The following is a 26,994-nucleotide window of genomic DNA, read 5'->3' on the forward strand; positions in this document are numbered from 1 at the left end:
GCAGGGCTGTGATCACCCTGCCGGCGCCTTGTCCGGCTTGCCGCTTCTACTCAGTTCGCAGCACTTCCGCGACCGGTGCCCGCGCGGCCCGGAGCGAGGGCAGGAAGGCTCCCATCGCGGCGATCGCCGAGCCGGACAGCACCAGCAGGACCAGTGCGCCCGAGTTCCAGACGTGCAGCATCGAGTCCGGGAAGTCGTCGTGGATGGCGTGTCCGGTGAGGGGGATGACGATCCGGTGGGCGAGCATCCCGAGGGGGACGCCGATCAGGCCGCCGACCGCCCCGAGTGCCGCCATCGACGTCATGACCATCGCGATCACCTGGCGCGGGGTCATGCCGATCGCCTTGAGCATGCCCAGGTCTCGGCGGCGCTCGCGGGTGTTCAACACGACGGTGTTCAACACGCCGAGCGAGGCCACGATCGAAAGCATGATGGTGAGGGTCGAGACGATGCTGATGATGATCTTCTCTGTGGTCTGTGATCCGCCCTCGACCGCGCCGTGCAGTCCGGGATCCTGGCGCTGGACCGCTGCGATGAAGGCGGCGGGGTCGGTGCCTCTACTGAGTCCGACGTAGAAGGTCATGGCGCGGCCCTGATCGTTGAGCCCGATGAAGGACTGCCAGTCGGGTGTCGCGATGTGCCAGCCGGGCGCTTCGCCGACGATCGTCTCGGGCAGTTCTTTGCCGCTCGCGTCCAGCATTCTGATCGTCTGGCCGATCGTGAAGCCGAACTGGTGCAGGTATTCCGAGTCCACCGTGACCTCGCCGGGAGCGGTCGCCCAGCGGCCCTGGACGAGCGGGGCCTGGATCGCGCCGTAGTCACCCCGGGTGACGCCGGCCCAGATCTTCGCCGTTGAGCCCGCGATGTGCGTCGCGATCGGGGCGTCGGCAGCCACGTGGGTGACTTCCGGCTGGGCGCGCATCATGTCCATGATCTGTGCGACGGTGTGGATCGGCGCCGGACCGCCCAGGCTGCTCCCGTCGCCGGTGGTGAAGGAGACCTGGTCGGATCGCTGGCTGAGCCCCTCGAACGTGAGGGTCGATCCCGTCATGCCGATCGCCAGTGTCACGGTCGCCACGCCGACGACGACGGCTGACATCATCAGGAGGGTGCGGGCCGGCCGCGAACGTCCAGCCCAGGCCGAGGCTGATCGCCCGGGGCAGGCGCGACCCGCCGAGTCTGCGCTGGACCAGGAGTCCGCGTCCGGCCCGCTGCGCGCTGCCCGCGCTGATGGCGGCGGCCGCAGGCACTGAACTTCCCCGACGCACTGAGCGGGGGCCCGTTCGAGGCCAACGCCTCCCAGCCGCTTCTGCTGACCGACCCCCTCGACCTGTCCAGTCCGGTCGCTGCACAGCTGATCGGCTGGCACGATCGCCTCCCGCAGCTCACCGTCTTCGGAGGACCCAGCGCGATCTCGCGGAATGTCGACAACGAGATCATCACTGATGTGTCACTCGGTGGTCGAGGACCTGGAACCGCCGCCGATCGGGTGAACGACCAGGCCTTGAGGCATCCGACCATAGCGGCAGGGGGTAGGCATCCAAGCACGGATTCCTGCGAAGAAAGGACCACCTGTGCGCCGAGCGCTGATCGTCGTCGATGTGCAGAAAGACTTCTGCGAAGGCGGCAGTATTCCGGTGAAGGGCGGCGCCGACCGGGCCCACGCCATCGCCGACCTGGTCCGACGCTCGGCCGGCGATGGTTATGCGCACATCGTTGCCACCCGCGACCACCACATCGATCCGGGCGGCCACTTCTCGGAGCACCCGGACTTCCAGAACTCCTTCCCCGTGCACTGCGTGGTCGGTAGCGAGGGAGGCAACTTCCATGCCGACTTCGCGCCGGTCGCTGAGTCCGAGGCAGTCGACGAGGTCTTCTACAAGGGTGCGCACTCTGCCTCGAAGAGCGGCTTCGAGGGCTCGGCCGAAGACGGCACATCCATGGCCGACTGGCTTCACGCCCGCGGCGTCAGCAACCTCGACGTCGTCGGTATCGCGACCGACCACTGCGTGAAGGCCACCGCGCTGGACGGCGCGAAGGCCGGCTTCGCCGTACAGGTCCTGCTTGACTACACCGCCGGAGTCGCCCGCGACACCACCGACAGCGCCATCGACGAAATGCGGCAGGCGGGCGTCGCACTGACCGGGGAACCCGTCGTCCTCGGCTGATCACTCTCTACCGGCGCACGCCTTGGCTACCCCACTCGGTAGGCCGATGGCGTGCCGGGGCGCAGATGAAGCAGAGCGACTTCGCCGGTCAGGCTGTGAGTCGGTGTTTCTGCTGGTAGTGGTCCTGGTGGTTGCGTTGGTGTTCTTGTTTGAGGTGGTAGGCCCAGAAGGTGTCAAGGTCGCCGTTGGCAATCAACGCCCGCAATTTCAGGACCGCTTCGGTACCGGCCAGTGACCAGCGGGCTCCGGTGATGTCCAGCCAGTCGGCGATCGGGTGGCGGGCCGCGCCCTCCACGATGCCGGTGGCGGTCGGCCAGCCCTTGGCCAGGGCGGTGTCGTAGCGAAGGTAGTCGTGCTTGTTCCGCAGGTAGGTGACGGTTTCGCCGATCTTCTTGCGGTCCTCGGGATCGTGCCGCGTTTCGGCGATGGTTGCGAGGTGGTCGGCGACGTCGGGGATCTGCCTGTCGGCTCGGCCGGCGCAGGATGACGTCGGCGGTCACGGAGGCGGTACCGAGGCCTGCGGCAAGGCCACGAGGCCTGCGCCCAAACGGGTGGCCCGGAAGTGCGCCGCCGCCGGGCGAATGATCACTAACGCCATGATCGAATCGCTGATCTCGGTACATCATCTCGGAGGAGACACCAGTGACTACACGGTTCAGGAATGCCGGCGTGCGTGCGGCGGCTGGCGGCGCGCTCGGGATCGCAGGACTATTGGCGTTCACCACGGCCCCGGCGCACGCTGCCGGCCCGGCGCACCGCGCCGCCGCAGCGAGTGAGCTTCCGCCGGTCGGGGAGAAGGACACCGAGCCACTCTCGGGGGACTTCACCTTCACGCTCAACGGCGAGAAGTGCCACGCGCATGTGGCCGGGTCGGTCAACGAGTACGTCATTGCTCAGGACGCCGCCGCCGACGCGGACACCGTCGTGGAGGGAGGCCTGCATCTGCACGGCACCGACGCATGCGGCTCCGGGAGCCGCCAGACCCGCGCTGCCTCTGGGGGCTCGATCACCATCGAGCAGAACGACGTGGACGTCGACCCGAAGTCCCTCCTGCGGCTCACCCAGAGCTTCCCGCCCAAATTCGAGCAGATCATGGTACTGAGCTTCACCATGGTGATCGATGATCCGCAAGCCTCGAACGGACGTGCCCGCGCTGCTTACGAGCCGCTGATCCTGACCACCAAGGACCCGGCCAAACTGGTCGGGCAGCTGACGCAATTCCCGCCCAGGGGAGACCTGTACCAATTGCAGAACCCTGTCGACCTCATTGACCTGGAGAACCCCGACGTCACCATCGCCACGATCGGGAAGTTCCCCGTCAAGGTCGGCGGTCTCTAACAGCCACCTCGTCATCGGCAGCATGTGACCAACACGCCGCGACGCGCCGCCGTGCAACCCGGGCCTGCGGCGCGTCCACGCGCATCGCGCACGACAAGCTACGCGGATCGTGCTGAGTACCAGCGAGAAACACGCCTTTGCAGTGGAAGTCACAGACCAGAGCCCTCGCGGCCAGCACGACGGCATCGCGCACAGCAGCGATTATGCGGAGTCTGATTCGCTGAGCATCATCAGCGCCCGCCGGGATGTGCGCGGGCCCGGACAGCATCGATGATGTGGGCCTGCTGCGGCACGGGGCGATGGACACCGCGTTCTAGGGGATCCGGGCGCCTTGGACGCCGGGAACGTTCCTGCGGTGCTCACCTACGGCCACAACCGGCAGCTTGGCGCTGTGTACCGCCCGGTTCAAGGGCATCAGGACCCTGCACCCGATCTTTGTAGTGGCTACCGGGCGCTGGCTGTGGGGGTGTCCTGCGCGAACCAGCCGGAGGGGGCGAGGGGATTTCCCATGCGTGGCGCGTATTGGTCGTAGAAGATCTTGGCCGTGAGTTCGCGGCGGCTGCGGACTCCGGTCTTGTCGAAGACGGTCTTGAGATGGTCCTGGACCGTATAGGCCGACATGTACAGCTCGTTGGCGATCTGCGTGGTGCCCAGGCCTCGCAGGACGAGCCGGACGACGTCCTGTTCGCGCGGCGTCAGACCGAAGGCGGCCACGATGAGGGGGATGATCTCTGGAGGGCGGGCGTCCTCGATGGTGACCACGACGTCGTTGCCGGTGCCGTCGCGAGAGCGTAGCGGTGCCGCGCGGGCGACGAGCCATCGGCCGGAAGCAGTGCGCAGCCGGGCACGGGGGACGGTTGGTTGCCCGTCGGTGGTGCGGGCGGCGTCGACGAGGGAGCGGAGCGCGACGGGCAGCAGGAACCGGTCGAGCGGTCCTGCTCCCAGGTCGGCGGCGAGTTCCTCAGTGCCCGGGCTGGACTGGCTGATCTGGCCCTCGGCGTCGATGACCAGGACGACGGGAGTGTCCAGCTGCACGCCATGTGCTGCGGCGGCGAGCAGTCCCACGCGCATTCCGATCGCCAGCTGCGGGGCGACGGAGCTGACGAACTGCTGGTCGGCCAGGCTGAAGGGAGCTCCGTCGCCGCGGTAGAGAGCCAGGTAGCCCCAGATGTCGCCGTTGTCGGCCCGCAGCGCGGCGCGCAGTTCGTCGGTGAATCCCCACTCCGGCCGCAGGTAGCGGGCGAAGCGGGCAGAGCGTTCCGGGTGGTCGGCGGTCTCGGCCCGCAGTGAGGTGACCATGCCGGGCCGGTCGGCGACGTCGCGGAAGTCGTAGACGTCGGGCACTTCGTACTCGAATCGGGCCCATTCGGTGTCGGAGGCGTTGCCGAGCTCGCCCCACTTGGTGGTGCCGGTGAGGATGCGGGTGGCCGGGTCGGCGGTGGCCACGCACGCCGATCCGAACGGGACGGCGCGGGCCAGCAGCGCGAGGGCGGCGTCGGTGAAGGCCGGTGCGTCCAAGCCGGCAGTCGCCAGTTGCGCGAGGTGCGCGTGGATCCGGTCGGCGTGCGTTGTCGGCATGGGCCGGACTATGCCAGCGCCGGTGTCGATCGTGCACTCCCAGGTTTCTGGGATGGCTTGTGCCCACCATTGTGGTCTTCAGAGTCGTGGGTGAGGTGGCTGAGGGTGGCAGTCGGGATCGGTGCCCGAACCGCGGGCGCCGGCATCGACTGGAAGACCCTGTGATGACCACTTTGGGAAGTGACGAGCTGTCGGCCGTGCTGGAAGGCCGACTGCTCACCGAGCCGGACTTCGAGCCCTTCAACCCGGCCTTTCCGCTGCGCCCGGCTGCTCTGGTCTCGGCCGCGCACACCGCGGACGTCACCGCCGCGGTGCTGTGGGCCGCGCGGCACGGAAAGCGGGTGGCGGTGATGGCCACCGGGCACGGGCTCAATGCCCCCGTCGAGGACGGTGTGCTGATCACCACCGAGCGGATGGCTGATGTACGGATCGATTCTGACGCGCGCACGGCCACGGTCCAGGCGGGCACCAGGTGGTCGCAGGTCTTGGAGGCTGCCGCTCCGCACGGTCTGGCGCCGATGAATGGCTCGTCCTGCGCTGTCGGCGCTGTCGGATACACCCTGGGCGGCGGAAGCGGCCCCTTGTCGCGCGCATACGGGTTCGCCGCCGACCACGTCCGGCGCGCCCGCCTGGTCGACGCCGAGGGCACCGTCCACGACGTCGACGCCGACAGTGATCCCGAGCTGTTCTGGGCGTTGCGCGGCGGCAAGGGCAACTTCGGCATCGTCACCGAACTCGAGATCGGGCTGATGCCCGTGGCCAGGCTCTACGGCGGGTCGGTTTTCTACCCGGGCGCCGCTGCCCGCGATGTCCTGCACGCCTTCGCCGAATGGTCGGCCGACCTGCCCGAACAGGTGTCGACCACGTCGGTGGCGATGCTGCGGCTGCCGCCGCTGCCCGAGCTTCCCGAGCCGCTGCGCGGCCAGTTCGTCGTCCAGCTCCGCTACGCACACCTTGACGGAGCCGAGCCGGGCGCCGCGCTGTTGGAGCCGCTGCGCACGGTGGCCGCACCGCTCGTCGACACCGTCCGGGACATCCCCTACGCCGCGGTCGACTCGATCCATCAGGACCCCACCGACCCGATGCCGTTCTGGGACGGCGGCGCCGGCCTGACCGGGCTGTCGGCCGCCGCGATCGACGCGCTGCTCGAGGTCGCCGGGCCGGGCTGGGACATCCCCGTCCCCCTGGTCGAGGTCCGGCTGCAAGGCGGCGCGATGGCCCGCCCGCCGGCGATCCCCAACGCGGTGTCCGGTCGGGATGCCGCCTACGCCCTGTCGACCGTCGGTCTCATGACCGCCGAGACGGCCCCGGTCGTTCCCGGCCTCATCGACGGCATCGTCGCAGCCGTCGCCCCGTGGCGTGCCGCCTCGGACCCGTTCAACTTCATCGGCCCCGCCACGCCCGACCGGGTGGCAGGCCTGTGGAGCGAGCAGGACAGGGCCCGACTCCTGGCCGTGAAGCGCCGCTTGGACCCCGCCGGCATGTTCGGGGCCGGTCACACGCTCGCCTGACCCTCATCCGCCGCCACCAACTCACCACGTATACGCCTTACCAGGAGAGAACGATGAACCCTTCCGCTCCAACCGACGTCATGCCGACCTCCGACGTCGGTGTCCTGATACCGGTGGAAGTCCACTTCGACGAACTGGATCCGATGAGCATGCTGCACAACAGCCGGTACCAGGTGTGGGTCGAGCGAGCATGGGGGGAGTTCTGGCGCGGCCAGGGCTTCGGCGGCGAGTCCGGCTTCGAAGGGGACGGTTTCCACGTTGTCAAGGCCTTCTCCATCACCTACGACCTTCCAGTGACCGGATTCGAAAAGCGCGCCGTGCATCTGTGGATGGAACACATGGGCAACGCCTCGGCCACAGCGGGCTTCCGGGTGTGCTCAGCCGACGGGGATATCACGCATGCGCACGGCACACGCACTGTCGTCCGCCTCGACAGCCTCACATTCCGCCCCACGCCGTGGTCCGACCGAGCCCGGGAGACCGCCCGGCTGATCGAAGTGCCGACCCCGGCGCTCTGAACACCGGCGGCCTGATCGACACGGCACGGCCAGGCCGCCTGCGCCAGCGTGGTGTCGGCCAGCGTCAGGTTGGCGGGCCGGGGCTTCGGCTACCGTTCCAGACGGTAACAACCGCCCATCGCCCGGCCGGGGTCCGGCCGGTCCGCCGGCCGGGAAGATCTGCTCAGGCGGTCACCAGATTGAACACGGGGTAGATCTTCGGCTTTGGCGTCGGGGCCCCGAACTCCTGGTGTAGCGGGGCGACGATCTGTCCGAACTGTTGGAGGGACTCTTCGGACTCCCAGACGTCAACGATGAGCAACCCGTCAGGGGTGGTGGCGGTGGTGTGTGAGAGGAGGCCGGCCACAGGCCAGTCCGAAGGAGTTTTCGCGCCCCTGCCGTCGCTCAGCTTGTTCGTGATCTGTTGGTACATGTCCTGGGTCATCCCCGGGAGTTCGAAAACCGCGACGACTGCCATGCGTGTCTCCTCTGCGGGAGTGATGTGGACAGGGCCAGTTGAGCGTGCCGCCGGTCCACCCGCTCGACGACCGCACCATTCGGGTGACGGGAATCCGCACCCGACCCCGAACCGAATCAGCCCCGCCGCTTACCACCTGGTCACCGAGCCCTATCACGCCGACCTGGAAGCCGGCCGGGCCCTGCGGGTCTGGGCCGAATCCGCGCACACGGTGGAATCGGCCACGCTGGCCGCGCTCGGACGCTTGGTCTACTCGCCGCACTTGATCCGGCCCTCATCGGCCAAGTTCAGGACGGTCACCAGACTCGACAACGCCTGCGTGCGCAGTCTGGCGGACGACGACAACTTCGGATACGCCGTCGAGGCACGGCCACGATCCGGCTCCTCCCCGGATCAAGAGGGAACAACGAGTCTCGGTGGTCGCGGCTGATGCCCGTCCGAATCAGCGGTGGAGCGCCCGATTCGGGCGCTCCACCGCGTGTCAGGGCGTGAATACTCGAACACAATTTCCTACCCCACGCAAGGCCTATAGGGCCTTACGGTGGCCTTGGTTTACATGGTCCATACCGGGTTCCGGTATGCTGCGTAACAGCTGCTCCGCAGGTAGATCGCTGTTTTCCTTGGTCGAGGTGACGATCCGGCTTCTTGTCGATGGGCGGGCGTGTCAGGGCCTGGTACCAAGATCTCGGCTAATATGCGGACAGATTTCGTGGACGATCCGGTACCCGGCATCGCGGTCATCTCGGCGGCTGTCACCGTGACAACACCGGTAGCAGACGAGTTGGACTGCGATGCACTGGCGGCTCCGGCGGGTGGTCGCTATTCCTGAACCCGGTCCAGGGGATTGAGGTGGTCGCGGGCGGTGTCGGCAGCAGGTTGCGGTACCAGGTCGGCGGGGAGGGTGGCCTGCTCGGAGAGCCAGGCGACGAGGTCCGGGACAAGGCCGGTGATGACTTGCGCGAAGTCGTCGTCGTAGAAATCCGTCAGGTGGTCGTGGAGCAGCGCGATCCGGTGTGGGGAACAGCAGTAGGCGAATTCTGGAAACTCGCCGGTGAACCAGCTCGAGAGCAACTCACGGTACAGCTCGTTCTCGGTGAGGGGATCGGCGCCTTCGACGATCGGGAAGTCCTCCGGGATGGCGCGTGCTCCGGGCCGGTGCATCGCGCGCCAAGCGGCGAACTCGCCGATCCACTGGTCCTTGCCATCCCAATCCTGCTGGTCGAACCACTCGCGGTCCTCCGGCGCCGGAGGGCTTGCGGGACCGGAACCGGTCGCGCTTCCGTCGAAGTACTTCGAGCTCCGCAGCGCCTGGGCAAGGCGGCGACAGCGGTGAAACTCCGCGTACTGCTCCTGGTTCTCCCCGCCCGGGTGGAAGAACGCAGGCAGCCCCGGCAGCAAACGCGCGGCCACGTAGGGGTCGGTGACCGGTTCGAGGACTGCTCCGGCGGTGGCACGTGTCCCGGCGGCGGCGCGCCAGGCGGCCAGGGCAGCGTCGGCGTCGGGGAAGTAGCCGGCGCCGACGGTGTAGGCATCGGAGCCGCAGGCGTCGATGTCCCACAGGTACCAGCGCGCGGGGCTGCCTGCCGTGGGCGTGTTGGCGTCGGTGGCGAACGGCGCCGTGATGGCGAACCGGGTCCCGTAGGCGTCGCGGCACCACAGGGCTGGGCCTTGTGGTGTGGCGGTTGTGTCTCCGTCCGGGCGTGGTGTGGCCATGGCGCGCAGCTGGTCGCCGGCCGCGATGGTGAGCTCGGCGGCCGGATACGGCGTGATGCGGCAAATCGCCAGCTGCATCTGCCAGGCCGCATCCCGCGTCTGCGGGTCGCCGTCGACCGCGACGGCCCGGCGGGCTTCCCGGACCGCGATGTCGGTCACGGCCTGGAGCAACTGGTCCGGACTGTACGCGCCGAGTACCTCCTGTGAACGCGCCAGTGCCGCATCGCTCACCTGGTCCTGCTCTGCGAGCGTTTCGCCCAGCATGCGGCACAGGGCGTCCTCGACCTGGTCCACCGTCCCGTCGAGACTCAACAGGTCGGCGACGATCGGTTCGGCGTCGTACGACGCGTTCTTCATCCGTTGCCGGTCGAGCTGGCGTCGGTACTCGCCGAACGGGCTGTCCGAGTGCTGCCACGCTGCGCGCGACACCCGGCGCTCCTCGGCTGACTCCCGCTCGGCGCGCCGGGTCGCGGGGTTCCCCGATCTGGACGCGGTGCGGGCGGGCTTCTTCTTACGTGGCTTGGACGCTGGCACGGGTTCAATCGTAGAGAGCGCCGCGGCGACCTGCGGGCGGATTGGGGGACCTGGGCCGTAGGGCACCGGAGTCCGACCTGCGGTGCCGACGGGTCCGGCCAGCCCGCGCTGTTGCCGACCGGCACTGCGCGGCCCCGTGTGGCTCGGCTCTACGCGGCTCCGTCGCCGATGGCGTTGCCGCGGGCCAAATCGGCGAGATCGGCGGCGGCCCGTCCGGCATGCCAGCCTTCGAGGTCCCATCGGCGTCCCGAGCGTACGCTTCGGCTGATGTCGGGGAAGATGCGGCTGACCTCGTCTTCCACGGCCCGCTCCTGTGAGGCGAGTACGGGGAGCAAGTCGGGCCCGTTGGCAGTGACGGCATCCTCCTGTGCATGTGCGGTGGTGTCGCGCAGCCGTTCGCCGATGCGGACGGCGAAGGACTCCAGGAACGACGCGCGGAACGCGCGGGTGCGCGAGACGCCGGACTTCGAGGTCTTCGTGCCAGCCCGGGCCATCGCCGTGCTCGCCTGCAGGAGCAGCGATGTGTACAGCAGCGACACCCACGCGGTGTCGGAACGGAACCCGATGACGGTGCTGAAACCCAGGTCCCTGCTCCAGACCGTACGGCACCGGTTCGCTTCAGCCACCTGCTGCAGAAGGATCGCCTTGGGCTCGGCGTAGGGGTTGTCCACGCCGAGCCGGATACCCCCGGGCCCGTCACCGGCGAACCTGCCCGAACGGCCGGCGCTCTGGCGGCTGCGCAGCATCGCCTCGTCGATGTTGTGGCGCGCCATCATGGCCTGGGCGGCGGCGGTGAACGTCTCGGCTTCGGCCTCGTAGTTGGTGCCCTCGGCCTTGGCCAGCAACGCGCGGACCCGTGCGAGCAGCTTCTCATCGACCGCGCTGCCCGACCCCGCCGAAGCGCCACCGGTGCCGTGCGCGGCCCCTGGTAACGGGGTGAGCACTTCCACCGCGGGTAGCGCGTCCAGCAGCCGTAACATCCGCACCAGCAGCTCGACCGTCGCCGACCGGGTCGTCCGGCGAGCCGCGGCAGATTCCCGGACGTATTCGGCGTCCGTCGACCACCAGACCGCGGCCTGCAGCTCGGCGAGCTGGTCGTGCCAGGCGTCGTCGATGCTGGTCGGGGCGTAGCGACGCAGCTCGGCCGCCATCATGTCGGTCACACCGCGGCGGGCCGCGGCGCCAAGCTCACGGTCCGCGACGCGCGCCAGATCGGCCGGCTGCCAGCCGTCCGGCCAGCACTTCTTCCCCAACACATCCATGTGGAGACCGAACAGAACGGTGTCCACCGCGCGGCACCATCCGACGCCACGGGTCTCATCAACCAGCACGCCGAGAGCACGAGCGCCTCGACCGCCACATGCTTCTGTATCGGGGCATGCAAGGTGTTCCAGGGCTTCGACAGCGAGATTCTGGGCCTTGCCGAACAGGTCGAAGTCACCAAACCGCGCCTGCTCGCGGCGCCGGTCCGCCTTCTGCTTCTTGGCCGATCTTCGTTGCCGGTTTTGGTTGCCCACTGATACATCCTCCCATCGGGAGGTGAGCCGGACGGACGGTTCAGAGCGGTTCCGTGACCTGATCACGGTCTGCAAGGTCCGGCCACTGAGCGCGGATCACCATGGCGGCGCGTCCGGAGCTCGGCGACGCCGGTGGTGCCGCGCCGACGCTGGTAACGATTCAGTGCGGAACAGCGCTGTGGGCCGTCCGTCCGCCCCGCCCGAGCCGTCGCGTCGACATGCAGGGCGAGCTGCGCCGCCTGGGCCATCGTGTCCGCCGGATCACCGCTGACCGGGTCACGCACGGTGCACGTGGCTGTGACTATTGCGGCGGGGATCACGCCCCCGAACTCAAGGCTGGCCGATTCTGTCGGCGAGCCGGCGGGCTTTGTCAGGTTAGCCTGAGTATACTTAGTGTAAGTGTAGTCGAGCTAAGGAGCCGGAGTGGTGTCCGCACTTGCCAAACCGCAGGACGTCTTCGGTCGGGACGCGGAGTGGGCCGATCTTGCGGACTTCGCCGCTTCATCGCTACCCGGGTTGCGGATCGCTGTGGTCTACGGCCGCCGCCGTCAGGGCAAGTCATACCTGCTGCGGCGGCTGGCCGAAGCCTGCGGGGGCCTCTACCATTTGGCGACCGAGCAGGCCGAGGCGGTGTCGCTGCGGCGGTTCGCCGACTCCGTCGCTGAATGGCAGCAGTTGCCAGCCGGAGCGCTGGGCTTCCGGAACTGGGAGCACGCACTGGACAGCACCACGGAGTTTATGACGCGCCGAAGTGTGCGCGACGGCGTCCCGCCGCTGCTCGTCCTGGACGAGTTCCCGTATCTCGCCAGCGAAACCCAGGGCCTGCCCTCGATCATCCAAGGGCTTTACGACCGGCTCGGCCCCGGCGGGCTCGGGCAGCCCACGCCTTTGCGGCTGATCCTGTGCGGCTCGGCGATCTCGGTCATGTCCGGCCTGCTGTCCGGGACCAAGGCGCTGCGCGGACGCGGTGCCCTGGAGCTGAAGGTGAAGCCGTTCGGCCACCGCGAGGCGCGCGCCTTCTGGCAGATCGAGGATCTGCAGACCGCGTTCCTGCACAACGCCCTGATCGGAGGCACGCCCGGCTACCGCGAACTCGCCCCCGATCCGCACGTCGGGGAAACACCTGACGCTGTCGCCGAGTGGATCGCCCGTAACGTCCTGCGGCCGTCGGCTCCACTGTTCGACGAGGCCAACCGGGTCGTCCACGAAGACCCGCGCATCCGCGACGCCGCTTTGTACAGCTCCATCCTCGCGGTCGTAGCGGCAGGCGAGAGCTCGCCGACGAAGATCGGCGGCCTGCTCGAACGGCCCGCGACCTCGCTGACCCACCAACTCGCCATGCTGGAATCGGCCGGGTTCCTGGACCGGGCCCAGGACCTGCTGTTGGAACGGCGACCGGTCATCGCTGTCAACGACCCGGTCATCCGCCTGCACCACCTGGTCACCGAGCCCTACCAGGCCGACTTGGAAGCCGGCCGGGCCCGTCGGGTCTGGGCTGAATCCGCGCACACCGTGGAGTCGAAGATCCTGGGACCGCACTTCGAGACCCTCGCCGCAGAATGGGTGAGACGGCACGCCGCCGACGACGCCGGACTCGACGTCGGTGTCACCGGGCAGACCGTCGTCCCATGCCGCGAGCACAAGACCGGACACGAGATCGACATCCTGTCCCTGGCCCGGGGAGCCAGACCACGCACTACGGGGGCGCCGATCGCCTTCATCGGTGAAGCCAAGTCCCGCGATCGCCGACCGGGAACAGCCCAACTGGAACGTTTGGAGCACGTTCGAAGCCTGCTCACCGCCTCCGGTCACGACGCGTCGACGGCGAGACTCGGGCTGTTCAGCACCTCGGGATTCACCGATGAAGCCCTGGCCGCCGCTCAACAGTCGTCAGGCGGGATCCTGCTGGTCGGCCTCGCAACGCTCTACGGGCAAGCGGGTTGAGGCATGGGGCGGCACAGTTCGACGGCCTGAGCCGGGCCGGAACGACGCCTGTTGTAGACGCTGGCACTGAGGGCTGTCAGGCGGTGGCCCCGGTCCCGATCCACTCCCTGGCCGGGAGGTCGGCCGGTCCGAGGCGGTGGCATGGCGGCTGCTTTGTTGTGTGGTCCCAGGCGGCCTGTGGATCGTTGGCAGGACTACGTCCCGTTCGAGAAGGCATCAGCTCGGGTGACCGTGATTCCCCGCGGCCAGGGGCGACCCGCGTTGGCTGCGAGAGCGGCCGTGACTTGGACACAGACCGCCTCGGGATCCTCCTTGATTCGGGTCGGTGCGAAGTGAAGAACCACGAATCCGAGTGCCGTGAGCATCGCGTGCCGTTGTTGGGTCCGACGCCAGTCTTCCGGGCTCAGATGGTAGTCCCTCGAGTCGACCTCCGCGACGAGGCAGCTGCCAACCCACAGCGCATCGGGAACCGCGACTATTCTTGCGGTCGCGGAGTCGCGCAGGACCGCGTTCCATCGGGGTGCAGGCACGCGGAACCGGATGAGCGCATCGCGCATCCATGCCTCGGCCGGCGAACGGACGCCATCGCCGATCTCCAACGCCACCTGGTGCGCCAGCCGCGAGCGACGCATGGGCCCGTTGGCGACCTCCTCAAGGATCTGGGCCGGCGTGCAGAATCGCCGTTGCACCGCTTCAGCCAACACGGCCCGTACCTCGTCGACGTCCTCCGACCGGCGTGCCGCATCAATCAACGCCCGTATGAAAGGGGTGCAGGCGTTCTAGGAAACCGCTGGTGATGGCGGGATTTCATGGTCATGGGCTGATCTGTCAGCGGTTGGCGCGGGTGGTCGAGCCGGAGCGGATTCCAAGATCGCAGCTAATGCACGCCCAAGCTTTGGCGGTTAACTGAAAATGTAGGGTGCTGCTTCAGGAGGTCGCTCTGCGTGGTGCCAGCGTGGTGCCGCTGTCATCCGCGGGCACGGCCGAAGCGTCGGCGGGGCTGGCTTGAGGGTCCGATGACGGCGAAGTCGAAATTGCCCTCACCAATAGTGCGGCGCAGCGTTGCCAGGACGGACGCGGTGTCGTCGTAGGGACCGTTGACGTAGAACGGTTTCCCGTCACGGCCGAATCGGATCGGGGAGGGATGTTCCGGTTCACCGAGGACGGCGGCGGCTTCGCCGAAGTCCCCGTTGGGCTCGAAGCCGAGGGCGCGGGCGTAGGCTTCGGCGCCGAAGACGAGGTCGCGGGCCAGGGCGGCGGGGATCTGGTGGTGGGCCTGGTGGGCGCTGAAGTAGGCGTGGCGTTGTTCGGCGAGGTGGGCCGGGGTCATGGGGTCCGGCGGCAGAGCGTTCTTCACACCCAGGCACCACACGTCCAGCAGGAACCCGGCGACCAGGGCCTTGTTGGCATGTCTGACGTCGCGTGCGACCAGGATCGCGGCCAGCCCGCCGGCCTCCTCGTCCTCGCTGGTCGGCCGGTCGTGGGCGGCCCAGTGGGGTGCGCCGGTCAGGTCGACGCGGTGGCTCCAGCCCGTGTTGATCCAGCACCTCGGCTCGTCCATACCGTTGGCCGGCGTGCCGGCGTTCAGCGCGGCGGTGACGTCGGAGACGCTGATTCCCAGCGCCCGGGCGATGGCCTTCGGAGCCAGTCCGTCTGCGCGCAGGGCATGGGTTTGCTGGATGACGTCCTCGTTCACGCTTCAAAGCTATCGGTGCGGCGCGGATGCCGTGTGCGGAAACAGAAGGTTCGGCTGTAGGTGCACGTGCGACGATGGCGAAGTGAGCGGAATGAGAGATGCCGCGGGGCCGGATGAGACCGGTTTGGCTCTGCTGGAGCAGGTCCAGGCGCTCGTGGAGTGGATCGGCGCCGGGCGCAAGCTGACCCAGACCGGGCGGCTCACCTTGGGTGACGCTCGTGTGCTCGTGCCGTTGCTGGGCACTGCCGACCGGATCGATCCGGTGATCGGTGATCGGGTGTTCCGCACCAAGTCCAGCCAGGAGTTGCCGAGGCTGAACTTGTTGGTCGAGTGGGCCAAGGCCGCCGGGCTCGTCCGTGCCGTGGGCGGCAAGCTGGTGCCGGTGAAGAAGAACGCGAAGCTGCTGTCCGAGTCGGAGCGGTTGCGCGCGGCGTTGTTTGAGGCGTTCGTCAAGATTTCGGTGGATGCGGTCGTGCCTTCCGGGTGGATCACATCGCTGGTGCTGTTGGCTTTCCGGGAGACGTGTACGGAGCTGAGGTTCCTGCTCGGTTCCGGGGACTGGGTACTGCTCGAAGCGTTGCAGAGCGCTGTGTGGGCGGATCTCGCCCCGCGGTTCGTCCTGGATCATCTGGACCGGGAGCGGCTGGCGCGGCTGCGCGAGATCACTGCTCGTGACACGGCGCACATCGTGGCGCTGTGGCGTGCTCTGGGAGCGGTTGAGGGCGACGAAGGACGTGTCCGGTTGTCTGGGGCGGTGCTGGGCGCCGTCATGGCCGGGCGCGGTGGTGCCGAACCCGGCGAGGAACTGTTCCAACTGCGCGTGAGCCTCGATGATACCGATCCGCAGGTGTGGCGGCGGGTGCTGGTGCCCGCGTCGATCCGGCTGGATCGGCTGCACGGCGTTCTTCAGGCCGCGCTGGGCTGGACCGACTCGCATCTGCACCTGTTCACCGTGGGCGAAGCGCGTTATGGCCGGCGGGATCCGGACTTCGACGAGGACATCGTCGCTGAGGACGCTGTGGGCCTGGCCGACATCGCTGGGGCGGGAGCGGTTATCGGCTACGAATACGACTTCGGCGACGGCTGGGAGCACGAGATTCTTGTAGAGGTTGTGGTGACTGCCGAGCCCGGCGTCGTCTACCCGCGTTGTGTTGACGGGGCTGCGGCCTGCCCGCCGGAGGACTGCGGCGGCGTCTGGGGCTACCGCGACCTGCGTGAGACCCTGGCGGACCCGGGCGCCGCAGATCACCAGGAGATGCTGGACTGGCTCGGGATCGAGCACGCCGCACAGTTCGATCCGGCGGCCTTCGATGTGGACGCGGCCAACCGCCGGGTCGCCGCGGACTGGATCACACGCGGCACGCGTGGGCGCGGCTGATGCCTGGTCTGGTCACGACCAGGTTAATCAGGGCGGCAGAATAGTGATGAGGCCGAACGCGTTTTCCTGTCCCATGCGCCCTACAAGTTCGGCCTGGTCCTGACCTGCGTGGACGTCATATCAGCCCTTTGGGCCGTCCCCGGGTCAGGATCTCCATGAGATGCCCGTCGGGGTCGCGGAAATAGGTGCCCCTGCGGCCCTCGGCGTGCTTGCTCCGATAGATCTCTCCGACCTGTGTACACGCGGGATCCCCGTAGTGCGTGACCCTGCCGCCCTGGATGCGCGCGAGGGCGTCGTCGAACTCCTGGCCGTTCACCATGAAGGCGTAGTGGTGCGGCTCGAAGTCCTCCATCTGGTCGTAGTCCAGGCTCACCTCGTTGGCGAGCGTGACCGGGGTGAAGTGCGCCACTCGGGGGCTGACGTCCAGGCCGAGGATCCCGGCCAGGAAGTGTGCGGAGACCTGCGGGGCGCGGGCGGGGACGATGGTGTGGTTCAGCTGGATGGTCATCGGTGACTCTCCTTCTTTTGGGAATGGGCTGTGCGGGTTACGGCCGTGCGGGTCTTGGCGGTGCGAGCCAGGGCTGTCGGACTCAGACGAGGGCGGCGACCAGCAGCGCGAAGGCGGCGATGATGTCGGCGACGCGGACGTAGTGCAGGCGGTTCCAGCGGTCCAGCTGCCGCTGCCAGTCCGCGGGGCGGTTCTCGGGCGTCCAGGTCTTGTTCCGGTTGTTGATCGGGACCAGCAGCAGGACCGACATGATCACGCTGACGATCAGCAGCACGCCGGCGGTGACGACCAGGCCGGTGCCGTGGTGGTGCCAGTGGCCCGCGGCCCAGATCCCGACCAGCACGACCGAGCCGATGTACCAGAACGGCATCACGGCGCCGAGCATCCGGCCGCCGTGGGCATGACCGAGCTGGCCGGCGTCGCCCGGCAGGGCGTCGAGGATCCGCTTGAAGATGACGGCGACGGCGAACTCCACCCCCACCATCACGCCGACGACCACCGTGGTGAACACCTCGAGTGCGTTGAACATGGGATCCTCCCCGGATCTAGCGTTGCTAGCTGTTGAGGCAACGCTAGTACTACTGCCGCTCGATTGTCTAGCGGTGCTAGAATCGAGGCATGTCGGTCCAGGAACGCAAGCAGCGCGAGCGCTCGCAGCGCGAACGCCTCATCGTCGCGACAGCCCGCGAACTCGCTGAACAACAGGGCTGGGACGCGGTCACCACCCGCCAGCTCGCCGAGCGCATCGAGTACAGCCAGCCCGTCCTCTACAGCCACTTCCGCGGCAAGCGCGAGATCATCGGCGCCGTCGCCCTTGAGGGCGCCACCGAGATGGCGGTGGCGATACGCGCCGCGACATCGGCGGTGGACGGACCGCGAGCCCGGGTGACCGCGCTGGCCTACGCCTATCTCGACTTCGCCGAGCGCAACCCGGCGGTCTACGACGCCCTGTTCCAGCTCGACGGCGGCCTGACCTACGCGAGCGAGGAGACCCCGGCGCCTCTCAAGGACGCCTTCGCCGCCCTGCTGGAAACCCTTGGCGAGGCAGCGGGGAAAGGCATCGAACCGGGACTGTTCACCGAGGTGTTCTGGGCGGCCCTGCACGGCCTGGTGACCCTGACCCGGGCCGGCCGGCTGCTGCCGGAGGACGTCGAGCGCAGGGTGGAGTTGGTGGTGGATCGGCTCGCCGTGCTCTGATACGGGGTTGAAGACGTCGGGACCGGGCGTGCCTCACCGCGGCCCGGCGACGAGTTCACCGTCCACCGGTGTGTCAGCACCCGCCGACTCGGACCGCCGCCGCGAGCCCGGTACCGCGATGGCCAGGAACGCGATCCCCATCACGACCGCGCCGGCCCACATCGCGTTCTGCCAGCCGCTCACGAAGGAGTCGCGGGCTGCGAGGGTCAGCGCGTGCGCCTGGGAGCCGGCTTCGGGCGCGGCGGCGAGGGCGTTGGCGATGCCCTGGCGCGCGGTGTCCGCGATGTGCGCCGGGAGCGCGTGGAGGTGGGGGCCGACGGCGCTCTGGTACCCGGCGGTGACCAGCGCGCCGAGCAGGGCCACGCCGAGTGCGGTCCCGAATTCGCGGGTGACGTCGTTGAGCGCGGAGCCGACGCCCTGGCTCTCGCGCGGCAGGGAGCTGGTGATGGCCTCGGTCGCGGGGGTCATCGTCAGGCCCATGCCCAGGCCCATCGCGAGCATGCCGGGCAGGATGGCGAGGTAGCCGCCGCTGACCGAGACCAGGGCGGCCATCAGGACCAGGCCCGCGCCGCTCACCAGGAGGCCGGCGGCCATGGTCGCGCGGCCGCCGATCCGCGCAGCCAGCCGGGGTGCCAGGCCCGAGGCGGCCATCATCAGCAGCGCCATCGGCATCATCGCCAGCGTGGAGCGCAGGCCCGACCAGCCCAGGACGGCCTGGAAGAAGGGGAAGAGGACCACGAAGATGCCCGCCTGCACCCCGAAGGTGGCCAGCAGCGACATCGAGCCGCCGGCCAGTCCGCGCCGGCGGAACAGGCGGACGTCGAGCAGGGGAGCCGCGCTCCGCAGTTCCCAGAGCACGAACGCGGCCCCGCCGACGACCCCGACCAGCGCGCTCCCGAGCGTCGCGGGCGCGGTCCACCCGCTGTCCGGGCCCTGGTGCAGGAAGTACACGAGCCCGACCACGGCGACCAGCGAGGTCAGCGCGCCGACCGTGTCGAAGGGATGGGCCGCGCTCCGGCGGGAGTTCGGGACCGCCCGCAGCGTCATCGCGCCGGCCGCGACGACCAGCGCGACCGGCAGGACGAACAGCCACCGCCAGCTGGCCAGGTCGACCAGGGCCGCGGACAGGAACATCCCGAGGATGCCCCCGCCGCCGGCGACGCCGGTCCACACGCCGATCGCCTTGGCGCGCTCCTCCTCCGGGAAGGTCGAGGTGATGACGGCGAGCGTGACCGGCATGATCATCGCCGCGCCGACCCCGCTCAGGAAGCGGGCGCCGAGCATGACCTCCGGCGAGCCGGCCAGACCGGCTGCGGCGCTGGCCACGCCGAAGACCAGCAAGCCGGCCAGCAGCATCGGCTTGCGGCCCAGGCGGTCGCCCAGCGCGCCGAGAGGCAGCAGCAGGGCGGCCAGGGTGAGGGTGTAGACGTTGATGATCCACAGGACCTCGGACTGCGAGGCGCCGAAGGAGGCGGACAGCTCCGGCTGCGCGACGCTCAGCCCGGAGACCGAGGCGATGACTGCCATGAGCGCGATGCAGACGGCGGCCAGGATGGTGCGGCGCTGCCGGGGGTCTTGGACGGCTGTGTCGAGAGCCGGCGGGGGCGGTGACTGGGGGTTTGGTGGCTGGGGGTCCGGTGACTGGGCCGGTGATTTCGGGGTCGGCATGGGTTCCCTTTCGCGAGCGGTACGCCGCCAGCGTGCGAACCGCGCGGCGGAAACGCAAACCTCCTTGCCAAATGGCAAAATGGCCGCATGGAGCAAGTCCGCGAACAGAACCGCGAAGCGCAAGAAGATCTCGAAGCCCCGGAAGTCCTCGAAGCCCCAGAAGCCCCAGAAGCCCCAGAAGCCCTTGAGGCCGCAGAAGACTCAGAAGCTCTCGAAGGGCACGAGGAGATCGACCGCACCCTGGACGCCGTCGGACCGCGGCTGAAGCGGCTCCGCCAGCGCAGCGACATCACCCTCACCGACCTGGCGAAGAAGACCGGCATCTCGGCCAGCACCCTGTCCCGGCTGGAAGCGGGCCTGCGCCGCCCCACGCTGGAGCAGCTGCTCCCGCTGGCCCGCGCGCACGGCGTCACCCTCGACGAGCTCGTCGACGCGCCGCCGACCGGCGACCCCCGCCTGCACCTGCGCCCCATTGCCTGCGGCGACGGCTCGATCGTCCTGCCGCTGACCCGCAGGCCCGGCGGGATCCAGGCCTACAAGTTCGTCCGGCCGGCCGGCCGCGACGACGAGGCCCCCGACCTGCGCGCCCACGAGGGCTTCGATTGGGTCTACGTGCTGAACGGGACGCTCCGCCTGGTGCTCGGCGAACACGATCTGCTGCTCAAGGCGGGCGAGGTCGCGGAGTTCGACACGCGGACCCCGCACTGGTTCGGCGCCACGTCGGCCGGGTCCGTCGAGTACCTGAGCCTCATCGGACGGCAGGGCGAGCGGGCCCACATCCGCGCGGCGAGCAGATAGGCGGCGGCTGGTTGCCAACCCCGAGAAGATCCGTCCCCGGTAGCTCGGGGGAGAGCGCAGGGCCTGGCGCCGGGCCTCCAAGCGCCAGGCCCCTGTCGGCCTCCTAGCTCTTCGGCGCCGTGGCGGCCCCGCAGAACACCGGGGTCAGCGCGGCCCGCAGGCTGGTGAAGACATTGTTGTTGTTCGAGGCGTTCGCCGAGATCGTCACCTGGCGGCGCCGCTCTGGTCGGTGGCGTCGGACAGGCCCTTGGCCGGGTCGTCCTGGGTGAGGTAGCCGACCGCGTGCGGGGCCGCGATGCCGGTGCGGGGCACCACGTAGCTGGTCTGGCTCAGGTGGAGCGGCCCGGTGATCTGCTGGTGCAGCAGGTCGTTGGTGTAGTCGTACAGGCCGCTGCGATGGTCGAGCAGGTCGCGCACCGTGATCGCCGAGCCGGCCGGCAGCAGCCCGGCCGGCAGGTAGCCGGTGGCCGGGGAGTCCAGGTCCGCGCGGCCGGCGGCGACCATCTTGAGCACCATGACCGCGGTGAAGTTCTTGGTGATGCCGGCCCTGCGGGTCCACCGGCGAGTCGGTGGCCAGGTTGCCGGTGCCTACGGAGACGTCGGTCTTGGTGACGTGCCCGTTCACGGAGTCCTCGATCCGGGTGAAGACGCCCGGCGCGCCGGCCGCGACGACCTTGCTCAGCGCCTGCTTCAGGCCGCTGACGTCCGGACCGCCGGACTTCGAGGAGGAATCAGTGGCCTGAGCGGTCCCGGCGGCGCACAGGGCGGCGCCGAGGGTGCCGGTGACAATCGCGACGAGGGCTTTGACGAGCCTATGTGACCAGGGCGGTGAAGGAGTCGCGGCATTGAGGTGCTCATTGCTATACGCATTCTGTATGACGGAGATTGCCGATGAAGTGCGAATATGGCCGTACCGCGAGTTCATGACATTGCAGTAGGTGCAAACGGCTGGCGGCGCGGTGATCAGGCCGTACGTACCTTGAGATGCGCGCGCTCGCCCTGCTTCCCGAACAGGATCAGGAGCTCGACGGTCTGGTCTCCGTCGGCGCCGAGCCAGTGCGGGACGCGGGTGTCGAACTCGGCGGCCTCGCCCGGCTTGAGCACCAGGTCCTGGTCGCCGAGCAGGAGGCGCAGCCGGCCGCTGATGACGTAGAGCCATTCGAAGCCCTCGTGGGTCTTCGGGTCGGGCTCGACGCCGGGCCGGGGCGGGATGAGGAGCTTGTGGGCCTGGACGCCGCCGGGGTGGCTGAGCGGGATGTGGGTCATGCCGTGCCGGGTCACCGGGCGCGGGTGGATGCGCGGGTCGCCGGTGCGCGGCGCACCGACCAGTTCGTCGAGCGGGACGGCGTAGACCTCGGCGAGGGGGAGCAGGAGCTCCAGCGTCGGCTTGCGGCTGCCGCCCTCCAGCCGGGACAGCGTGCTCTCGTTGATCCCGGTGCGCTCGGCCAGCTCGGCCAGGGTCAGCCCGCGGCGGCGCCGCAGCTCCCGCAGGCGGGGTCCGACGGCGTCCAGGACGTGCTGCTTCGAGGTCGGCATGGGCCCAGGTTGCTGAACCGGCATGAAGGATTGCAAGTTCGGCAGCTCGCGGCGCAAGGTCGGTGGTGCCATGCCGAGACTGCGCCGAAACTGTGAAAAGGACCTGCGGTGAACAGCGACTTCGATACCGACACCACTTCCGCGACCTTCTGGGAGAAGCACTACTCCCGCTTCGACCCCAGCTGGGGCACCAAGCCGAACGTCGTGCTGAAGGACCTGGTCACGGCCTTCGCGCCGACCCCGGGCAGCGCGCTGGACCTGGGATGCGGCCACGGCGGCGACGCGATCTGGCTGGCCGGCCTGGGCTGGGACGTCACCGCCGTCGACGTCTCGCAGACCGCCCTGGACCGGGTCGCCGAGGGCGCGTGGGCGGTCAGCGTCGCCCAGCGGGTCCACCCGGTCCGCCACGACCTGGCCGAGACCTTTCCGGCCGGCGAGTTCGACCTGGTCTGCGCGACCTACTTCCACACGCCGATCGACATCCCGCGTACCGAGGTGCTGCGCCGCGCCGCCCGGGCCGTGGCGCCGGGCGGGCTGCTGGTCGTGGTGGAGCACGCCTCGGTCGCGCCCTGGTCCTGGCAGGCGGGGCAGGACGTGCGCTTCCCCGGCCCCGAGGAGGTGCTGGCCTCGCTGGAACTCGGCGCGGGATGGCGCGTCGAACGGTGCGACGCGCCTCAGCGAATGGCCACCGGGCCGCAGAAGCAGAAGGCGGCGGTCACGGAGAACGTCATTGTGGTGCGCCGGATCGCAATGACGGACTAAGGCGGGTCAGTTTATGCAAGGAATTCCATTCACCGAATCAGCGCCGTTCCCGGCTATCGTTCCGCCGTTCTCGCCATTGCCGGAGTCACTGGTCGTCGCCGAGCTCGTCGTCGCCGGGCTGCTCGCCGTCGAGCCGGTCGGGCCGGTCGGGCCGGTCGAGCTCGGAGCCGTCGCCAGCGTCCCGGCGGCGATCGCGTCGCCCTTGTCGGTGCCGATGACGACCTCGACCGTGCCGGCCTGCAGCGAACCGTCGGCCGTCGGGGTCACGCCGCCGAGCTGCGCGGCCACGGCCTGGGCGGCGGCCGAGGCGCCGGTCCCGTAGAGCACCGTCGTGTGCTGGTGGTAGGGCCGGATGGTGCCGTCGACGGTGGCGGTCAGGCCGAGGGCGGTCAGGGCCGAGGCCTCCTTGGCGGCGACGCCGTTCGCGCCGGAGGCGTTGACCACCTTGGCGCTGCCGGTGACGTGCGCCGGCGCGGAGCTGGTCGCGCTGGAGGTCGGTGCCGGGGCCGGCGTCGATCCGGACGGCGTCGGCGGAGCCGGTGTGGTGGCGTCGCTCCCGGCGAAGGCGTTCTTCACGAAGGACCGCACCGTGGGGATGTCGATCTGGTTGCCGACCTCGTGGTTCTTGCCGATCCACTTCCACTGCGAGTCGGTGACGATCGGCGCGGTGCGGAACGAGGTGCCGCCGTCGGACAGGCTGGAGGCGCTGCCGGCGAAGTCCAGCAGGTCCCAGCCGCTGTCGATGATGACGTCCTTCTCGGCGGTGCTGATCAGGCTGTCCATCTTGGACACGTCGCTGAGCAGGCCGTCGTCCTTGAGCTTCTTCAGCACCGCGGTGATGTAGGCCTGCTGCCGGTGCGTGCGGTCCAGGTCGCCGTTGGGCAGGTCCTCGCGCTCGCGGACGAAGGCCAGCGCCTGGGTCTGGGTCTGGAGGGTGAACACGCCGGCGGGGAAGTCCGCCCCGGAGTTCTCCTCCTTCCGGGCCTTGTTCAGACAGACCTGGACCGGGCCGACGTCGCCGGCGACGTCGTAGAACCCCATCAGATTCACCTCGGCGAAGTGGTCGATGGGGATGTCGAGCAGGTTCTCCAGCGTGGCTATCTGGGCCTTGACGCCGGCCGCGTGGCCGATCTTCGCCAGCGCGTGGGTGTCGTGGGTTCCGGAGGCCGCGGCCTTGTCGGTCGCGAAGGCGTAGGCGTTGCCGTACGCCTCCTTCACCTTCATCGTGCCCATCGAGTCGCCGGCGCCGTCCTGGGCGTCGACCCAGTCGTCCCGGGGGATCGACACGGCCGTCGGGGTCCCGTTGCCGGCCGGGATGTGCAGGATGATCTCGCTGTTGGCGTTCTCCCCGCCGAGCAGGTCGGAGGCGGAGCCGGCGTGCAGTTCGTCGTGCACGACGCTGTCCGGCAGCGGGTCGCCGTTCATCGCGTAGCGCGAGTCGAGGCCGATCAGCAGGACATTGACGGACTTGTCCAGGCCGGTGTGCTTGGGGACCGGGGCCCCGTCGGCCAGGTGCACGTGGCTGGTGTCCACCGCCTGCACGCCGGTGTCCAGCTTGTGCACGCCGTACCAGGCCACCCCCGACCCGGTCAGGACGGCCGCCCCGGTCAGCGCGAAGACGCCGCGCGCGGCGATGATCGCTGGAGAGGTGCGTCTGGTCGGGGTGCCCTTGGCCTTCCTCGTCTCAGCCACGCTGCGCCCCCGCCGGCTTGGGCTCGCCGCCCCGGCCGGCCACGGCCTTGAGACCGGCCACGACCAGCACGGCTCCCAGCGCCACGAGCGTGATGACGAAGGCATGGTGCAGCGCGCTCACGGTGTCAGTGCCCATCTTCGTCCGGCTGGTGCCGGCCGGTTCGGCCAGCAGCATCCCCAGGACAGCTGAGGGGACCACGATCATCGGCTGCGCCGGCACCAGCCACCACAGCCCGCGACGGGTCGCCATCACGGTCGCGACACACGCGCCGAGAACCGCGCCGGCCTGGAAGATGTGGCCGTCCCCGTCGCCGCGCATCCCCGCCGCGACGCCTGCCGCGACCGGTATGCCCACCGCCACCAGGGCTGTCAGCCCTGCCCTCCACCGCTCGTCGAGCCCCGCCATTTTGTCTCCACCCCGATCTGTCCGAGCCCACTCACTCCAGGGGGACGCATGAATGTTCGGGGTGGTTCCGTGTGGAACGAATCTGTGACACGTCTAGGCCCGCGTGCTGTGCCGGCGCACGCGAGCGGCCGCCGGCTGGGCCGCGCCGGGCGGCGGCGGGGCCGGGATCGCGCGCAGGGCCGCCGTCGCGGCCTCGACGACCTCGGGCGGAAGCCCGGCGAACACCGCCTCGTGGGCCGCGCTGGTGGCGCGGACCGCGCGCTCGGCGAGCGCGACGCCCTCCGGCGTGAGGCGGATCAGGGTGCTGCGGCCGTCGGCGGGATCCTGCTCCCGGTGGACGAGGCCGTCGGCGGCCAGGCGGTTGATGACGTTGCTGGTGCCGCCGGTGCTGAGCAGGAGGTCCTGGGTGAGCTCGTTGGAGCGCAGGCGGTAGGGGGCGCCGGCGCGGCGGAGGGCGAGCAGGATGTCGTAGGCCGCGACGGTCAACCCCAGGGCCGGGAGTTCGGCGCGGGTCGCGGCGTCCAGGCGGCCGGCCAGGATCAGGACGCGCTTGGTGAGTTCGGTGGTGGGGCCCAGGACCTCCGGCAGTTCGGCGCGCCAGGCGGCCATCAGCTGCTCGGCACGGTCCGGGGTGCTGGTCACGCTTGACAGCCTAGACCTCTTCTCGGATAGCTTTTAATAAAGCTTTCTAGAGAGGAACCTGTCATGAGTGCTTCTCGCCTGCTCGTCTCGGGCATCGCCTGGCTCATCGACTTCGACGACGCGGACTCGGCGGACACTGCGGGTTCGACGGACTCAGCCGTCTCGGTGCCCTCGGCCGCGCCGACCGTGCGCTCCGGCGTCGACCTGCTGATCGAGGACGGCCGCGTCGTCGAGGTCAGCGTCGGCCTGTGCGCCGGGACTGCCGGCGCCGACGGGGCCGACGGGGCCGACGAGGGCATCGAGGTCATCGACGCTTCGCGGCACGTGGTCCTGCCCGGCTTCGTCGACACCCACCGCCACCTGTGGCTGACCGCGCTCCGCGCCCTGACCACCGAGACCGATCTCGGCGGCTACCTGGAGCTGGTCGCGGGCCGGATCGGACCCCGGTTCACGCCGGAAGACCTCCGAGCGAGCACGTACTTCGGCGCGCTCGAATGCCTCGACGCCGGGGTCACCACGGTGCAGGACTTCGCCCACGCGATGCGCTCCCCCGACCATGCCGACGCCGCGGTCGCCGCGCTGGAGGCCTCCGGGATCCGCGCGGTGTTCGGCTACGGCTTCCCGGTCTTCGGCACCTCGCGCGACCTCGCCGACATCCGCCGCGTTCGGGAGCGCTACTTCGCTTCGGACGCCGGACTGCTGAGCATGGCCCTGGCGCCGATGGGCCCTTCGTACTCGCCGATCGAGGCGGTGCGGGAGGACTGGCGGCTGGCGCGCGAGCTGGACATCCCGATCGCGGTGCACGTGGGCGCCGGTCCGGTGGCCGAGCGCCCGATCGAGACGCTGGAGCGTGAGGGGCTGCTCGCTCCCGGCACGGTCTACGTCCACGGCAACTCGTTGCCGGACGAGGAACTGCGGCTGATCGCCTCGTCGGGCGGATCGGTCGCCATCGCCCCGGCGGTCGAGGCGCAGATGGGCCACGGTGCGCCGATGATCGGCCGGCTCCGGGCAGTCGGGGTCGGCCACGGGCTCGGCGTCGACGTGGTCACGGCCACCGCCGGCGACATGTTCACGCTGATGCGCGCCGCGTTGGTCACCGGCTACCTGGGGGAGGGCTCACGCCCCGGGCCGGCCGACGTGCTCCGTGCCGCGACCCTCGGCGGGGCCGAGATCCTCGGCCTGGCCGACCGGGTCGGCTCGCTCCGTCCCGGCAAGCGCGCCGACCTCGTGCTGCTCCGCGCCGACGCGCCGAACCTGGTGCCGCTGCACCACGACCCGGTCGGTACGGTCGTCTCGTCGGCGCACGCAGGTAACGTCGACACGGTCGTCGTGGACGGCCGGGTGGTGAAGCGGGACGGGATACTGCTCTCGGACGGGGTGCCGGGGGCGCGTGAGGCACTGCTGGATGTCGCGAGCCGTATCGTCCGCTGAGA

General features: G+C 69.5%; 27 protein-coding genes and 2 pseudogenes. 13 read left to right on the plus strand and 16 right to left on the minus strand.

Going from position 1 to position 26,994, the window contains the following annotated elements; all coding sequences use genetic code 11:
* Window positions 1-46 precede the first annotated feature (46 nt).
* Window positions 47-1,099 (minus strand): ABC transporter permease, encoded by a 1,053-nt coding sequence (locus ABIA35_RS33710; protein ID WP_370360657.1) that lies wholly within the window; start codon window positions 1,097-1,099, stop codon window positions 47-49.
* Window positions 1,100-1,267: 168 nt separating this feature from the next.
* Between ABIA35_RS33710 and ABIA35_RS33715 the strand changes: the two are divergent.
* A pseudogene (locus ABIA35_RS33715) lies at window positions 1,268-1,414 on the plus strand (hypothetical protein); the annotation flags it as partial.
* A gap of 160 nt (window positions 1,415-1,574) precedes the next feature.
* Window positions 1,575-2,168, plus strand: coding sequence for an isochorismatase family protein (locus ABIA35_RS33720; RefSeq protein ID WP_370336408.1), 594 nt, complete (start codon window positions 1,575-1,577; stop codon window positions 2,166-2,168).
* Window positions 2,169-2,256: 88 nt separating this feature from the next.
* On the opposite strand, the gene ABIA35_RS33725 is transcribed toward ABIA35_RS33720, so the two are convergent.
* A complete protein-coding gene (locus ABIA35_RS33725) occupies window positions 2,257-2,463 on the minus strand; it encodes a hypothetical protein (RefSeq protein WP_370360658.1) in 207 nt (68 codons plus the stop codon).
* Window positions 2,464-2,837: 374 nt separating this feature from the next.
* On the opposite strand from ABIA35_RS33725, the gene ABIA35_RS33730 reads away from it, so the two are divergent.
* On the plus strand, window positions 2,838-3,506 hold the full coding sequence (locus ABIA35_RS33730; protein WP_370360659.1) for a hypothetical protein: 669 nt from the start codon (window positions 2,838-2,840) through the stop codon (window positions 3,504-3,506).
* A 227-nt stretch (window positions 3,507-3,733) separates the two neighbouring features.
* Window positions 3,734-3,900 (plus strand): annotated as a pseudogene (locus ABIA35_RS33735) (IS1380 family transposase); the annotation flags it as partial.
* Window positions 3,901-3,950: 50 nt separating this feature from the next.
* Here ABIA35_RS33735 and ABIA35_RS33740 read toward each other — a convergent pair.
* Window positions 3,951-5,084: a LuxR C-terminal-related transcriptional regulator gene (locus ABIA35_RS33740; RefSeq protein ID WP_370360660.1), complete on the minus strand. Its 1,134-nt coding sequence runs from the start codon at window positions 5,082-5,084 to the stop codon at window positions 3,951-3,953.
* A 164-nt stretch (window positions 5,085-5,248) separates the two neighbouring features.
* On the opposite strand from ABIA35_RS33740, the gene ABIA35_RS33745 reads away from it, so the two are divergent.
* Window positions 5,249-6,595 (plus strand): FAD-binding oxidoreductase, encoded by a 1,347-nt coding sequence (locus tag ABIA35_RS33745; RefSeq protein ID WP_370360661.1) that lies wholly within the window; start codon window positions 5,249-5,251, stop codon window positions 6,593-6,595.
* Window positions 6,596-6,648: 53 nt separating this feature from the next.
* The gene (locus tag ABIA35_RS33750) at window positions 6,649-7,113 is read left to right on the plus strand and encodes an acyl-CoA thioesterase (RefSeq protein ID WP_370360662.1); all 465 of its coding nucleotides are present in this window, start codon (window positions 6,649-6,651) and stop codon (window positions 7,111-7,113) included.
* 163 nt (window positions 7,114-7,276) lie between these two features.
* Here ABIA35_RS33750 and ABIA35_RS33755 read toward each other — a convergent pair whose 3' ends face one another.
* The 3 genes from ABIA35_RS33755 to ABIA35_RS33765 form a co-directional block, all read right to left on the minus strand.
* On the minus strand, window positions 7,277-7,570 hold the full coding sequence (locus tag ABIA35_RS33755; protein WP_370336397.1) for a hypothetical protein: 294 nt from the start codon (window positions 7,568-7,570) through the stop codon (window positions 7,277-7,279).
* A gap of 819 nt (window positions 7,571-8,389) precedes the next feature.
* Window positions 8,390-9,817 (minus strand): hypothetical protein, encoded by a 1,428-nt coding sequence (locus ABIA35_RS33760; RefSeq protein WP_370360663.1) that lies wholly within the window; start codon window positions 9,815-9,817, stop codon window positions 8,390-8,392.
* Between the two features lie 149 nt (window positions 9,818-9,966).
* Window positions 9,967-11,334, minus strand: coding sequence for a DUF2786 domain-containing protein (locus tag ABIA35_RS33765; protein WP_370360664.1), 1,368 nt, complete (start codon window positions 11,332-11,334; stop codon window positions 9,967-9,969).
* Window positions 11,335-11,760: 426 nt separating this feature from the next.
* Here ABIA35_RS33765 and ABIA35_RS33770 point away from each other — a divergent pair, with 426 nt between their 5' ends.
* Window positions 11,761-13,278, plus strand: a complete 1,518-nt coding sequence (locus tag ABIA35_RS33770; RefSeq protein WP_370360665.1) for an ATP-binding protein — start codon at window positions 11,761-11,763, stop codon at window positions 13,276-13,278.
* Between the two features lie 194 nt (window positions 13,279-13,472).
* Here the strand turns inward: ABIA35_RS33770 and ABIA35_RS33775 are convergent, their stop codons facing one another.
* Both ABIA35_RS33775 and ABIA35_RS33780 read right to left on the minus strand, forming a co-directional pair.
* A complete protein-coding gene (locus tag ABIA35_RS33775) occupies window positions 13,473-14,030 on the minus strand; it encodes a hypothetical protein (protein ID WP_370360666.1) in 558 nt (185 codons plus the stop codon).
* A gap of 215 nt (window positions 14,031-14,245) precedes the next feature.
* A complete protein-coding gene (locus ABIA35_RS33780; protein WP_370336388.1) occupies window positions 14,246-14,974 on the minus strand; it encodes a hypothetical protein in 729 nt (242 codons plus the stop codon).
* A 124-nt stretch (window positions 14,975-15,098) separates the two neighbouring features.
* Between ABIA35_RS33780 and ABIA35_RS33785 the strand changes: the two genes are divergently transcribed.
* A complete protein-coding gene (locus ABIA35_RS33785) occupies window positions 15,099-16,352 on the plus strand; it encodes a plasmid pRiA4b ORF-3 family protein (RefSeq protein WP_370360667.1) in 1,254 nt (417 codons plus the stop codon).
* 115 nt (window positions 16,353-16,467) lie between these two features.
* Here the strand turns inward: ABIA35_RS33785 and ABIA35_RS33790 are convergent, their stop codons facing one another.
* Both ABIA35_RS33790 and ABIA35_RS33795 read right to left on the minus strand, forming a co-directional pair.
* The gene (locus ABIA35_RS33790; RefSeq protein ID WP_370360668.1) at window positions 16,468-16,860 is read right to left on the minus strand and encodes a VOC family protein; all 393 of its coding nucleotides are present in this window, start codon (window positions 16,858-16,860) and stop codon (window positions 16,468-16,470) included.
* A gap of 82 nt (window positions 16,861-16,942) precedes the next feature.
* Window positions 16,943-17,389 (minus strand): anthrone oxygenase family protein, encoded by a 447-nt coding sequence (locus ABIA35_RS33795; protein ID WP_370336384.1) that lies wholly within the window; start codon window positions 17,387-17,389, stop codon window positions 16,943-16,945.
* An 89-nt stretch (window positions 17,390-17,478) separates the two neighbouring features.
* On the opposite strand from ABIA35_RS33795, the gene ABIA35_RS33800 reads away from it, so the two are divergent.
* A complete protein-coding gene (locus tag ABIA35_RS33800) occupies window positions 17,479-18,057 on the plus strand; it encodes a TetR/AcrR family transcriptional regulator (RefSeq protein WP_370360669.1) in 579 nt (192 codons plus the stop codon).
* Between the two features lie 33 nt (window positions 18,058-18,090).
* Here ABIA35_RS33800 and ABIA35_RS33805 read toward each other — a convergent pair whose 3' ends face one another.
* On the minus strand, window positions 18,091-19,584 hold the full coding sequence (locus ABIA35_RS33805) for an MFS transporter (protein WP_370336380.1): 1,494 nt from the start codon (window positions 19,582-19,584) through the stop codon (window positions 18,091-18,093).
* Window positions 19,585-19,812: 228 nt separating this feature from the next.
* Here ABIA35_RS33805 and ABIA35_RS33810 point away from each other — a divergent pair, with 228 nt between their 5' ends.
* A complete protein-coding gene (locus ABIA35_RS33810) occupies window positions 19,813-20,523 on the plus strand; it encodes a helix-turn-helix domain-containing protein (protein WP_370336378.1) in 711 nt (236 codons plus the stop codon).
* Between the two features lie 204 nt (window positions 20,524-20,727).
* Here ABIA35_RS33810 and ABIA35_RS33815 read toward each other — a convergent pair whose 3' ends face one another.
* Entirely contained in the window at window positions 20,728-21,039 is a 312-nt protein-coding gene (locus tag ABIA35_RS33815) for a serine hydrolase (RefSeq protein ID WP_370336376.1), read from the minus strand.
* Between ABIA35_RS33815 and ABIA35_RS33820 the strand changes: the two genes are divergently transcribed.
* Window positions 21,038-21,343, plus strand: a complete 306-nt coding sequence (locus ABIA35_RS33820; protein ID WP_370336375.1) for a hypothetical protein — start codon at window positions 21,038-21,040, stop codon at window positions 21,341-21,343. The genes ABIA35_RS33815 and ABIA35_RS33820 overlap by 2 nt on opposite strands.
* A 143-nt stretch (window positions 21,344-21,486) precedes the next feature.
* Here ABIA35_RS33820 and ABIA35_RS33825 read toward each other — a convergent pair whose 3' ends face one another.
* Window positions 21,487-22,059, minus strand: coding sequence for an XRE family transcriptional regulator (locus ABIA35_RS33825; RefSeq protein WP_370336373.1), 573 nt, complete (start codon window positions 22,057-22,059; stop codon window positions 21,487-21,489).
* A gap of 108 nt (window positions 22,060-22,167) precedes the next feature.
* Between ABIA35_RS33825 and ABIA35_RS33830 the strand changes: the two genes are divergently transcribed.
* Window positions 22,168-22,821: a class I SAM-dependent methyltransferase gene (locus ABIA35_RS33830; protein ID WP_370336371.1), complete on the plus strand. Its 654-nt coding sequence runs from the start codon at window positions 22,168-22,170 to the stop codon at window positions 22,819-22,821.
* A 6-nt stretch (window positions 22,822-22,827) separates the two neighbouring features.
* Here ABIA35_RS33830 and ABIA35_RS33835 read toward each other — a convergent pair whose 3' ends face one another.
* From ABIA35_RS33835 to ABIA35_RS33845, 3 genes are all read right to left on the minus strand, one after another.
* Complete coding sequence (locus tag ABIA35_RS33835; RefSeq protein ID WP_370336369.1) at window positions 22,828-24,513, minus strand: LCP family protein; 1,686 nt, start codon at window positions 24,511-24,513, stop codon at window positions 22,828-22,830.
* Complete coding sequence (locus tag ABIA35_RS33840; protein WP_370336367.1) at window positions 24,506-24,919, minus strand: DUF6542 domain-containing protein; 414 nt, start codon at window positions 24,917-24,919, stop codon at window positions 24,506-24,508. Before ABIA35_RS33840 ends, ABIA35_RS33835 begins: the two co-directional genes overlap by 8 nt.
* Window positions 24,920-25,012: 93 nt before the next feature.
* The gene (locus ABIA35_RS33845) at window positions 25,013-25,561 is read right to left on the minus strand and encodes a MarR family winged helix-turn-helix transcriptional regulator (protein WP_370336365.1); all 549 of its coding nucleotides are present in this window, start codon (window positions 25,559-25,561) and stop codon (window positions 25,013-25,015) included.
* A 63-nt stretch (window positions 25,562-25,624) separates the two neighbouring features.
* Here ABIA35_RS33845 and ABIA35_RS33850 point away from each other — a divergent pair, with 63 nt between their 5' ends.
* Complete coding sequence (locus ABIA35_RS33850; protein ID WP_370336363.1) at window positions 25,625-26,992, plus strand: amidohydrolase family protein; 1,368 nt, start codon at window positions 25,625-25,627, stop codon at window positions 26,990-26,992.
* Window positions 26,993-26,994: the final 2 nt, after the last annotated feature.

The organism is Catenulispora sp. MAP12-49, assembly GCF_041262705.1.
Taxonomy (GTDB): domain Bacteria; phylum Actinomycetota; class Actinomycetes; order Streptomycetales; family Catenulisporaceae; genus Catenulispora.

Coding starts and splice junctions, on each gene's coding strand:
- ABIA35_RS33710 (WP_370360657.1), bottom strand. CDS start 1,099: ATGTCAGCCGTCGTCGTCGGCGTGGCGACCGTGACACTGGCGATCGGC.
- ABIA35_RS33740 (WP_370360660.1), bottom strand. CDS start 5,084: ATGCCGACAACGCACGCCGACCGGATCCACGCGCACCTCGCGCAACTG.
- ABIA35_RS33745 (WP_370360661.1), top strand. CDS start 5,249: ATGACCACTTTGGGAAGTGACGAGCTGTCGGCCGTGCTGGAAGGCCGA.
- ABIA35_RS33750 (WP_370360662.1), top strand. CDS start 6,649: ATGAACCCTTCCGCTCCAACCGACGTCATGCCGACCTCCGACGTCGGT.
- ABIA35_RS33755 (WP_370336397.1), bottom strand. CDS start 7,570: ATGGCAGTCGTCGCGGTTTTCGAACTCCCGGGGATGACCCAGGACATG.
- ABIA35_RS33790 (WP_370360668.1), bottom strand. CDS start 16,860: ATGACCATCCAGCTGAACCACACCATCGTCCCCGCCCGCGCCCCGCAG.
- ABIA35_RS33795 (WP_370336384.1), bottom strand. CDS start 17,389: ATGTTCAACGCACTCGAGGTGTTCACCACGGTGGTCGTCGGCGTGATG.
- ABIA35_RS33800 (WP_370360669.1), top strand. CDS start 17,479: ATGTCGGTCCAGGAACGCAAGCAGCGCGAGCGCTCGCAGCGCGAACGC.
- ABIA35_RS33805 (WP_370336380.1), bottom strand. CDS start 19,584: ATGGCAGTCATCGCCTCGGTCTCCGGGCTGAGCGTCGCGCAGCCGGAG.
- ABIA35_RS33810 (WP_370336378.1), top strand. CDS start 19,813: ATGGAGCAAGTCCGCGAACAGAACCGCGAAGCGCAAGAAGATCTCGAA.
- ABIA35_RS33820 (WP_370336375.1), top strand. CDS start 21,038: ATGACCGCGGTGAAGTTCTTGGTGATGCCGGCCCTGCGGGTCCACCGG.
- ABIA35_RS33815 (WP_370336376.1), bottom strand. CDS start 21,039: ATGGTGCTCAAGATGGTCGCCGCCGGCCGCGCGGACCTGGACTCCCCG.
- ABIA35_RS33825 (WP_370336373.1), bottom strand. CDS start 22,059: ATGCCGACCTCGAAGCAGCACGTCCTGGACGCCGTCGGACCCCGCCTG.
- ABIA35_RS33840 (WP_370336367.1), bottom strand. CDS start 24,919: ATGGCGGGGCTCGACGAGCGGTGGAGGGCAGGGCTGACAGCCCTGGTG.
- ABIA35_RS33850 (WP_370336363.1), top strand. CDS start 25,625: ATGAGTGCTTCTCGCCTGCTCGTCTCGGGCATCGCCTGGCTCATCGAC.